This window comes from Escherichia albertii NBRC 107761 = DSM 17582 (assembly GCF_000759775.1).
Taxonomy (GTDB): domain Bacteria; phylum Pseudomonadota; class Gammaproteobacteria; order Enterobacterales; family Enterobacteriaceae; genus Escherichia; species Escherichia albertii.
The window spans coordinates 61,192-71,366 of sequence record NZ_BBMY01000010.1 but is presented as its reverse complement, the minus strand read 5'-3'; the positions used below and the strand labels follow the sequence as shown (position 1 = coordinate 71,366).

The 10,175-nt window shown below is 54.3% G+C and carries 5 protein-coding genes; all 5 read left to right on the top strand.

Features of this window, described 5'->3' with window-relative positions:
- Nucleotides 1-563 (top strand): cellulose biosynthesis protein BcsQ (gene bcsQ, locus EA14781_RS03380; RefSeq protein WP_042335359.1); only part of this gene is annotated, 563 nt, incomplete at its 5' end.
- Nucleotides 560-3,178: a UDP-forming cellulose synthase catalytic subunit gene (gene bcsA, locus EA14781_RS03375; protein WP_000025844.1), complete on the top strand. Its 2,619-nt coding sequence runs from the start codon at nucleotides 560-562 to the stop codon at nucleotides 3,176-3,178. The genes bcsQ and bcsA, both read left to right, overlap by 4 nt.
- A 10-nt stretch (nucleotides 3,179-3,188) precedes the next feature.
- On the top strand, nucleotides 3,189-5,528 hold the full coding sequence (bcsB, locus tag EA14781_RS03370; protein WP_002460209.1) for a cellulose biosynthesis cyclic di-GMP-binding regulatory protein BcsB: 2,340 nt from the start codon (nucleotides 3,189-3,191) through the stop codon (nucleotides 5,526-5,528).
- 6 nt (nucleotides 5,529-5,534) lie between these two features.
- The gene (gene bcsZ, locus EA14781_RS03365; protein WP_024164667.1) at nucleotides 5,535-6,641 is read left to right on the top strand and encodes a cellulose synthase complex periplasmic endoglucanase BcsZ; all 1,107 of its coding nucleotides are present in this window, start codon (nucleotides 5,535-5,537) and stop codon (nucleotides 6,639-6,641) included.
- Nucleotides 6,623-10,096 (top strand): cellulose synthase complex outer membrane protein BcsC, encoded by a 3,474-nt coding sequence (gene bcsC, locus EA14781_RS03360; RefSeq protein ID WP_001225173.1) that lies wholly within the window; start codon nucleotides 6,623-6,625, stop codon nucleotides 10,094-10,096. The genes bcsZ and bcsC overlap by 19 nt, the downstream gene beginning before the upstream one ends.
- Nucleotides 10,097-10,175: the final 79 nt, after the last annotated feature.

Below are 10,175 nucleotides of genomic sequence, written 5' to 3'. Positions count from 1 at the left end.
ACGGCCAGGACTGGCGTGACGCCGGGTTACGCTATACCTCACAGCTCGATCTACTGCCTTTTGGCCAGTTATCCATTGAAGAACAAGGAAATCCCCAGCACTGGCAATGCCGATTGGGCGAGATCTGCTCCGGCCTTCAGCAACTGAAGGCTAGCGGACGCTATCAATGGATTTTGCTCGATTTACCGCACGACGCCTCGCAAATCACTCATCAGTTGCTGAGTCTGTGCGATCACATCCTGGCGATTGTCAAAGTGGACGCTAATTGCCATATTCGGCTGCATCAGCAAGCACTGCCTGCCAATGCACATATTTTGATTAATGATTTCCGCGTTGGCAGCCAGATTCAGGATGATATTTACCAGCTTTGGTTACAAAGCCAACGGCGTCTGTTGCCGATGCTCATCCATCGCGATGAAGCGATGGCTGAATGTCTGGCGGCGAAACAGCCATTGGGCGAATACCGCAGTGATGCGCTGGCGGCAGAAGAAATATTGACGCTGGCAAACTGGTGTCTGTTGAACTATTCCGGGCTGAAAACGCCAGTCGGGGGCGCATCATGAGTATCCTGACCCGGTGGTTGCTTATTCCGCCGGTTAATGCGCGGCTTATCGGACATTATCGGGATTATCGTCGCCACGGCGCGTCGGCTTTCAGCGCGACGCTCGGGTGTTTTTGGTTGATCCTCGCCTGGATATTTATCCCGTTGGAGCATCCGCGTTGGCATCGTATTCGCGCACAACATAAAATCCTGTTTCCCCATATCAATGCCTCACGTCCGCGTCCATTGGACCCGATCCGTTATGCTATTCAGACCGGCTGGTTGCTGATCAGCGCGTCACACAGAGAAACGCCGAAACCGCGCTGGCGGGCATTTTCAGGTCTACAGAATATCCGTGAGCGTTACCATCAATGGATGGATGAGCTTCCGGGACGCTTCAGCCATAACACGCAACATCTTGATGGGAAAAAAGAACTCGGTCATCTGAGTGCTGGAGCCCGGCGTTTTATTCTTGGCATTATCGTCACCTTCTCGCTGATTCTGGCGCTGATTTGCGTCACCCAGCCGTTTAATCCGCTATCACAATTTATCTTCCTGATGTTGCTGTGGGGCGTAGCGCTAATTGTACGGCGGATGCCGGGGCGTTTCTCCGCGCTGATGTTGATTGTGCTGTCACTCACCGTCTCTTGCCGCTATATCTGGTGGCGCTACACCTCCACGCTGAACTGGGACGATCCGGTTAGCCTGGTGTGCGGGTTAATCCTGCTGTTTGCTGAAACCTATGCGTGGATTGTGCTGGTACTCGGTTACTTCCAGGTCGTATGGCCGTTGAATCGTCAGCCAGTACCGCTGCCGAAAGATATGTCGCTGTGGCCATCGGTGGATATTTTTGTGCCGACTTACAACGAAGATCTTAATGTGGTGAAAAACACCATTTACGCCTCGCTGGGCATCGACTGGCCGAAAGATAAGTTAACTATCTGGATCCTCGATGATGGCGGTAGGGAAGAGTTTCGCCAGTTTGCACAAAACGTGGGGGTGAAATATATCGCCCGTACCACCCATGAACATGCGAAAGCGGGCAACATCAATAACGCGCTGAAATATGCCAAAGGTGAGTTCGTGTCGATTTTCGACTGCGACCACGTACCCACACGTTCGTTTTTGCAAATGACCATGGGCTGGTTCCTGAAAGAGAAGCAATTGGCGATGATGCAGACGCCGCACCATTTCTTCTCACCGGACCCGTTTGAACGCAATCTTGGGCGTTTTCGTAAGACGCCGAACGAAGGCACGCTGTTCTACGGTCTGGTGCAGGACGGTAACGATATGTGGGATGCCACTTTCTTCTGCGGTTCCTGTGCGGTGATTCGTCGTAAGCCGCTGGATGAGATAGGCGGCATTGCTGTTGGAACCGTAACCGAGGATGCGCACACGTCGTTGCGTTTACACCGTCGTGGCTATACCTCCGCATATATGCGTATTCCGCAGGCGGCAGGGCTGGCGACCGAAAGCCTTTCGGCACATATCGGTCAACGTATTCGCTGGGCGCGCGGGATGGTGCAAATCTTCCGTCTTGATAACCCACTTACCGGTAAAGGGCTGAAGTTCGCGCAACGGCTGTGCTACGTCAACGCCATGTTCCACTTTTTGTCGGGTATTCCACGGCTGATCTTTCTGACCGCACAGTTGGCGTTTCTGCTGCTTCATGCCTACATCATCTATGCGCCTGCGTTGATGATCGCTCTGTTTGTGCTGCCGCATATGATTCACGCCAGCCTGACCAACTCGAAGATTCAGGGTAAATATCGTCACTCCTTCTGGAGTGAAATCTACGAAACGGTGCTGGCGTGGTATATCGCGCCGCCAACGCTGGTGGCGCTGATAAATCCGCATAAAGGCAAATTTAACGTCACCGCCAAAGGCGGGCTGGTGGAGGAAGAGTATGTCGACTGGGTGATTTCGCGCCCATACATCTTCCTCGTACTGCTCAACCTGGTGGGTGTCGCTGTCGGCATCTGGCGTTACTTCTATGGTCCGCCGACGGAAATGCTCACTGTTATCGTTAGTATGGTGTGGGTTTTTTACAACCTGATTATTCTCGGCGGCGCGGTGGCGGTATCGGTAGAAAGCAAGCAGGTCCGTCGTTCACACCGTGTAGAAATGACGATGCCAGCGGCGATTGCCCGGGAAGATGGACACCTCTTCTCTTGCACCGTTCAGGACTTTTCTGACGGTGGACTGGGGGTCAAGATCAACGGTCAGGCGCAGATTCTGGAAGGACAGAAGGTGAATTTGCTGCTCAAACGCGGACAGCAAGAATATGTCTTCCCGACGCAGGTGGCGCGTGTAATGGGGCATGAAGTTGGGTTGCAATTGATGCCGCTGACTACCCAACAACATATTGATTTTGTGCAGTGTACGTTTGCCCGTGCGGATACATGGGCGCTCTGGCAGGACAGCTACCCGGAAGATAAGCCGCTGGAAAGTCTGCTGGATATTCTGAAGCTCGGCTTCCGTGGTTATCGCCACCTGGCGGAGTTTGCTCCGTCTTCGGTGAAAGGCATTTTCCGCGTGCTGACTTCTCTGGTTTCCTGGGTTGTATCGTTCATTCCACACCGCCCGGAGCGGAGTGAAACGGAACAACCATCGGATCAGGCTTTGGCTCAACAATGATGATAACGCGATGAAAAGAAAACTATTCTGGATTTGTGCAGTGGCAATGGGGATAAGTGCGTTCCCCTCTTTTATGACGCAGGCGACGCCAGCAACGCAACCACTGATCAATGCTGAGCCAGCCGTGCCTGCCCAGGCGGAGCAAAGCCCGCAGGTGGGCCAGGTGATGCCAGGCGTACAGGGAGCGAATGCGCCAATTGTGGCGCAGAATGGTCCTTCGCGGGATGTGAAGCTGACTTTTGCGCAAATCGCGCCGCCGCCGGGCAGCATGGTGCTACGTGGTATCAACCCGAACGGCAGTATTGAGTTCGGCATGCGCAGTGATGAAGTGGTGACGAAGGCGATGCTCAACCTCGAATACACGCCATCGCCATCGTTACTGCCTGTCCAGTCGCAGTTAAAGGTTTATCTCAATGATGAACTGATGGGCGTGCTGCCCGTGACCAAAGAACAGTTGGGTAAAAAAACGTTGGCACAGATGCCGATTAACCCACTGTTTATCACCGATTTCAACCGCGTGCGGCTGGAGTTCGCTGGTCATTATCAGAATGTTTGTGAAAACCCCGCCAGTTCTACGCTCTGGCTTGACGTCGGGCGCAATAGCGGATTAGAGCTGACTTACCAGACGTTAAATCTGCAGAATGATCTGTCGCACTTCCCGATTCCGTTCTTCGATCCACGAGATAACCGCACGAATACGCTGCCAATGGTTTTTGCTGGTTCGCCGGATACGGATTTGCAACAGGCTTCGGCAATTGTGGCTTCCTGGTTTGGTTCGCGCTCTGGCTGGCGTGGTCAGCACTTCCCGGTGCTCTATAATCAACTGCCGGATCGTAATGCGATTGTTTTTGCTACTAACGACAAACGCCCGGACTTCCTGCGCGATCATCCGGCGGTAAAAGCCCCGGTGATTGAGATGATCAACCATCCGCAAAATCCCTACGTCAAACTGCTGGTGGTATTTGGTCGTGATGACAAAGACCTGTTGCAGGCGGCAAAAGGCATCGCTCAGGGCAATATTCTGTTCCGTGGTGAAAGTGTGGTAGTGCATGAAGTGAAACCACTGCTACCGCGTAAGCCGTACGATGCGCCGAACTGGGTGCGTACAGATCGTCCGGTTACTTTTGGTGAACTGAAAACCTATGAAGAGCAATTACAGTCCAGCGGGCTGGAGCCCGCGGCAATTAACATTTCGCTGAACCTGCCGCCGGATCTCTATCTGATGCGTAGCACGGGCATCGATATGGATATCAACTATCGCTACACCATGCCGTCGGTGAAAGACAGTTCACGGATGGATATCAGTCTGAATAATCAGTTCCTGCAATCTTTCAACCTGAGCAGCAAACAGGAGGCGAACCGCCTGCTGTTGCGTATTCCGGTGTTACAAGGTTTGCTGGATGGTAAAATGGATGTCTCTATTCCGGCGTTGAAGTTGGGAGCGACCAACCAGTTGCGCTTCGACTTTGAATATATGAATCCGATGCCGAGCGGTTCGGTGGATAACTGTATTACCTTCCAGCCAGTGCAGAATCACGTAGTTATTGGCGACGATTCCACCATCGACTTCTCGAAGTATTACCACTTCATTCCGATGCCGGATCTGCGGGCCTTTGCTAACGCGGGTTTTCCGTTCAGTCGGATGGCGGATTTGTCACAAACCATCACAGTGATGCCGAAAACGCCAAATGAAGCGCAGATGGAAACGCTGCTGAATACCGTTGGTTTTATCGGCGCGCAAACGGGTTTCCCGGCGATTAATCTGACCGTAACCGACGATGGCAGCGCTATTCAGGGGAAAGATGCCGATATCATGATTATCGGCGGTATCCCGGAAAAACTGAAAGACGACAAGCAGATCGATATGCTGGTGCAGGCCACGGAAAGTTGGGTGAAAACACCGATGCGTCAGACGCCGTTCCCCGGCATTGTGCCTGATGAAAACGACCGCGCGGCAGAAACACAGTCAACGCTGACCTCTTCCGGCGCGATGGCGGCGGTAATTGGCTTCCAGTCGCCATATAACGACCAGCGCAGTGTGGTTGCGCTGCTGGCAGACAGCCCGCGTGGTTATGAGATGCTTAACGATGCGGTGAATGACAGCGGAAAACGCGCCACTATGTTTGGTTCCGTCGCGGTGAGCCGCGAATCGGGCATTAACAGCCTGCGGGTGGGTGATATCTATTACGTCGGTCATTTGCCGTGGTTTGAGCGCCTGTGGTACGCACTGGCGAACCATCCGATTCTGCTGGCGGTACTGGCGGCAATCAGCGTGGTATTGCTGGCCTGGGTACTGTGGCGTCTGCTGCGAATTATCAGCCGTCGTCGTCTTAACCCGGATAACGAGTAATTGATGATGAATGTTCTGCGTAATGGAATCGTGACGATGTTGCTGCAGGCTGCCTTTAGCGTGCAGGCAGCCTGCAACTGGCCTGCCTGGGAGCAGTTTAAAAAGGATTATATCAGTCAGGAAGGACGCGTTATTGATCCCAGCGACGCGCGTAAAATCACCACCTCCGAAGGGCAAAGCTACGGTATGTTCTTTGCCCTGGCGGCTAACGACCGTGCCGCTTTCGATAACCTTCTCGACTGGACGCAGAACAATCTCGCCCAGGGATCATTAAAAGAACATTTGCCCGCCTGGCTGTGGGGAAAGAAAGAGAATACGAAATGGGAAGTGCTGGACAGTAACTCGGCCTCTGATGGCGATATCTGGATGGCCTGGTCATTGCTGGAAGCGGGACGATTGTGGAAAGAGCAACGCTATACCGACATTGGCAGTGCGTTGCTAAAACGCATCGCGCAAGAAGAGGTTGTGACGGTTCCTGGACTGGGCTCTATGCTGTTACCAGGCAAAGTCGGCTTTGTCGAGGATAACACCTGGCGCTTTAACCCGAGTTATCTGCCACCGACGCTGGCACACTACTTCACCCGCTTCGGCGCGCCGTGGACCACGCTGAGAGAAACCAATCAGCGTTTATTGCTGGAAACTGCGCCGAAAGGGTTTTCGCCAGACTGGGTACGCTATGAGAAAGATAAAGGCTGGCAGCTAAAAGCCGAAAAAACGCTGATCAGCAGCTACGATGCTATTCGGGTTTATATGTGGGTCGGCATGATGCCTGATAGCGATCCGCAAAAAGCGCGGCTGCTTAGCCGTTTTAAACCGATGGCAACATTCACCGAGAAAAACGGCTATCCACCGGAAAAAGTGGATGTTGCCATGGGGAAAGCACAAGGAACAGGGCCGGAGGGATTTTCTGCCGCCATGCTGCCATTTCTGCAAAACCGTGATGCGCAGGCCGTACAGCGCCAGCGTGTTGCCGATAACCTCCCCGGCAGCGATGCCTATTACAACTCTGTGCTGACCTTGTTTGGACAAGGCTGGGATCAACACCGTTTCCGTTTTTCGACAAAAGGTGAGTTATTACCTGACTGGGGCCAGGAATGCGCAAATTCACACTAAATATACTCACACTTTCTCTCGGGCTGGCAGTGATGCCGATGGTCGAGGCGGCGCCAACTGCTCAGCAACAGCTACTGGAGCAAGTCCGGCTGGGTGAAGCGACGCATCGTGAGGATCTGGTACAACAGTCGCTTTATCGTCTGGAACTGATCGATCCCAATAACCCGGAGGTTGTCGCCGCCCGTTTCCGCTCTCTGTTACGTCAGGGCGATGTGGATGGCGCACAAAAACAACTCAACCGATTAGCGCAATTAGCACCGAGTTCAAACGCCTATAAGTCGTCGCGTACCATCATGCTGCTTTCCACGCCAGAGGGTCGTCAGGCGCTGCAACAAGCGCGTCTCCTGGCGACCACCGGACATGCTGAAGAGGCGGTGGCGGGATACGACAAACTGTTTAACGGTACGCTGCCGGAAGGAGATATGGCGGTGGAATACTGGAGTACCGTGGCGAAAATTCCGGCCCGCCGCGGTGAAGCGATTAATCAGCTAAAACGTATTAATGCGGATACACCAGGCAACACCGGGTTGCAAAATAATTTGGCCTTATTGCTGTTCAGCAGCGACCGTCGCGATGAAGGTTTTGCCGTGCTGGAGCAGATGGCAAAATCCGACGCCGGGCGCGATGGCGCCTCTCAGATCTGGTATTCACAGATTAAAGACATGCCTGTCAGTGATGCCAGCGTGCAGGCGCTGAAAAAATATCTCTCTGTTTTCAGCGATGGCGATAGCGTGGCTGCCGCGCAGTCGCAACTGGCGGAACAACAAAAACAACTGGCCGATCCCGCTTTTCGTGCTCGTGCGCAAGGTTTAGCGGCGGTGGATTCTGGCATGGCAGGTAAAGCCATTCCTGAATTGCAACAGGCCGTTCGGGCGAATCCGAAAGACAGTGAAGCGCTAGGGGCGCTGGGCCAGGCGTATTCCCAGAAAGGCGATCGCGCGAATGCGGTAGCGAATCTGGAAAAAGCCCTCGCGCTGGACCCGCACAGCAGCAACAACGACAAATGGAACAGTTTGCTGAAAGTGAACCGTTATTGGCTGGCGATCCAACAGGGTGATGCCGCACTGAAAGCGAACAATCCTGATCAGGCGGAACGCCTGTTCCAGCAGGCACGCAATGTCGATAACACCGACAGCTATGCGGTGCTGGGGCTGGGCGATGTGGCAATGGCGCGAAAAGATTACCCCGCCGCCGAACGTTATTATCAGCAGACCCTGCGCATGGACAGCAGCAACACCAACGCCGTGCGTGGACTGGCGAACATTTATCGGCAGCAATCGCCAGAAAAAGCCGAAGCGTTTATTGCATCGCTCTCTGCCAGCCAACGGCGCAGCATTGATGATATTGAACGCAGTCTGCAAAACGATCGCTTATCACAACAGGCGGAGGCACTGGAAAATCAGGGGAAATGGGCGCAGGCGGCAGCACTTCAGCGGCAACGACTGGCGCTGGACCCCGGCAGTGTGTGGGTAACTTACCGGCTCTCGCAGGATCTCTGGCAGGCCGGACAACGCACCCAGGCTGATACGTTAATGCGTAACCTGGCGCAACAGAAGCCGAACGACCCGGACCAGGTTTACGCTTACGGACTGTATCTCTCCGGTCACGATCAGGAACGGGCAGCGCTGGCGCATATCAACAATCTGCCGCGCGCCCAGTGGAACGGCAACATTCAGGAACTGGTGAATCGCCTGCAAAGCGATCAGGTACTGGAAACGGCTAATCGTCTACGAGACAGCGGCAAAGAACAGGATGCGGAGGCGATGCTACGCCAGCAACCGCCTTCCACGCGCATTGATCTTACGCTGGCTGACTGGGCGCAACAGCGACGCGATGACGCCGCCGCCCGCGCGGCATATCAGAATGTGCTGGCGCGGGAGCCGAATAACGCCGATGCCATTCTTGGCCTGACGGAAGTCGATATTGCCGCAGGCGACAAAGCGGCGGCGCGCAGCCAACTGGCGAAACTTCCCGCCACCGATAACGCCTCGCTGAACACTCAGCGGCGCGTGGCGCTGGTGCAGGCGCAGCTTGGCGATACCGCAGCAGCGCAGCGGACATTTAATACGTTGATCCCGCAGGCAAAATCTCAGCCGCCGTCGATGGAAAGCGCGATGATACTGCGCGATGGCGCAAAATTTGAGGCGCAGGCAGGTGAACCGCAACAGGCGCTGGAAACCTACAAAGACGCGATGATCGCTTCCGGTGTGACGACGACGCGTCCGCAGGATAACGACACCTTTACCCGCCTTACCCGTAATGACGAGAAAGACGACTGGCTGAAACGCGGCGTACGCAGCGATGCGGCAGATCTTTATCGTCAGCAGGATCTTAACGTCACTCTTGAGCATGATTACTGGGGCTCAAGCGGTACTGGCGGTTACTCCGATCTGAAAGCCCATACCACCATGTTGCAGGTGGATGCGCCGTATTCCGACGGGCGAATGTTCTTTCGCAGTGATTTCGTCAATATGAACGTCGGCAGTTTCTCCACTAATGCCGATGGTAAATGGGATGATAACTGGGGAACCTGTACGTTGCAGGACTGTAGCGGCAATCGCAGTCAGTCAGATTCTGGCGCCAGCGTTGCGGTTGGCTGGCGTAACAATACCTGGAGCTGGGATATTGGCACCACGCCGATGGGGTTCAACGTGGTAGATGTGGTTGGCGGTATTAGCTACAGCGATGATATCGGTCCGCTTGGCTATACCGTTGACGCGCATCGTCGACCTGTCTCCAGTTCAATGCTGGCCTTCGGCGGGCAAAAAGACTCTCCGAGTAATACCAGGAAAAAATGGGGCGGCGTGCGTGCCGATGGCGCAGGGATAAGCCTGAGCTATGACAGAGGCGAGGCGAACGGTGTCTGGGCATCACTTAGCGGCGATCGGTTAACCGGTAAAAATGTCGGAGATAACTGGCGCGTGCGCTGGATGACGGGCTATTACTATAAAATCATCAACGAGAATAATCGCCGTGTGACCATTGGTCTTAACAATATGATCTGGCATTACGACAAAGACCTGAGTGGGTACTCACTGGGTCAGGGCGGCTACTATAGCCCGCAGGAATACCTGTCGTTTGCGGTGCCGGTGATGTGGCGGGAACGGACGGAAAACTGGTCGTGGGAGCTGGGCGCTTCAGGCTCATGGTCGCACTCACGGACCAAAACCATGCCGCGTTATCCGCTGATGAACCTGATCCCGACCGACTGGCAGGAAGAAGCAGCGCAGCAATCCAACAGTGGTAGCAGCAGCCAGGGCTTTGGTTACACGGCGCGAGCGTTACTTGAACGACGCGTCACGTCTAACTGGTTTGTTGGTACGGCGATTGATATCCAGAAAGCGAAGGATTATGCACCAAGCCATTTCCAGCTTTATGTACGGTATTCCGCCGCTGGATGGCAAGGTGATATGGATTTACCGCCGCAGCCGCTAATACCTTACGCCGACTGGTAAGTTTTCAGATAGCGCCTCTCTTAATGCCGCCGCGATCGGGTATACTCGGGCGGCAATCTGGGATTTCCGGGGGGAGACA

What these genes read in the sequence shown, in the direction of transcription:
- bcsC (WP_001225173.1), top strand. Translation starts at nt 6,623, where the DNA reads ATGCGCAAATTCACACTAAATATACTCACACTTTCTCTCGGGCTGGCA.
- bcsZ (WP_024164667.1), top strand. Translation starts at nt 5,535, where the DNA reads ATGAATGTTCTGCGTAATGGAATCGTGACGATGTTGCTGCAGGCTGCC.
- bcsB (WP_002460209.1), top strand. Translation starts at nt 3,189, where the DNA reads ATGAAAAGAAAACTATTCTGGATTTGTGCAGTGGCAATGGGGATAAGT.
- bcsA (WP_000025844.1), top strand. Translation starts at nt 560, where the DNA reads ATGAGTATCCTGACCCGGTGGTTGCTTATTCCGCCGGTTAATGCGCGG.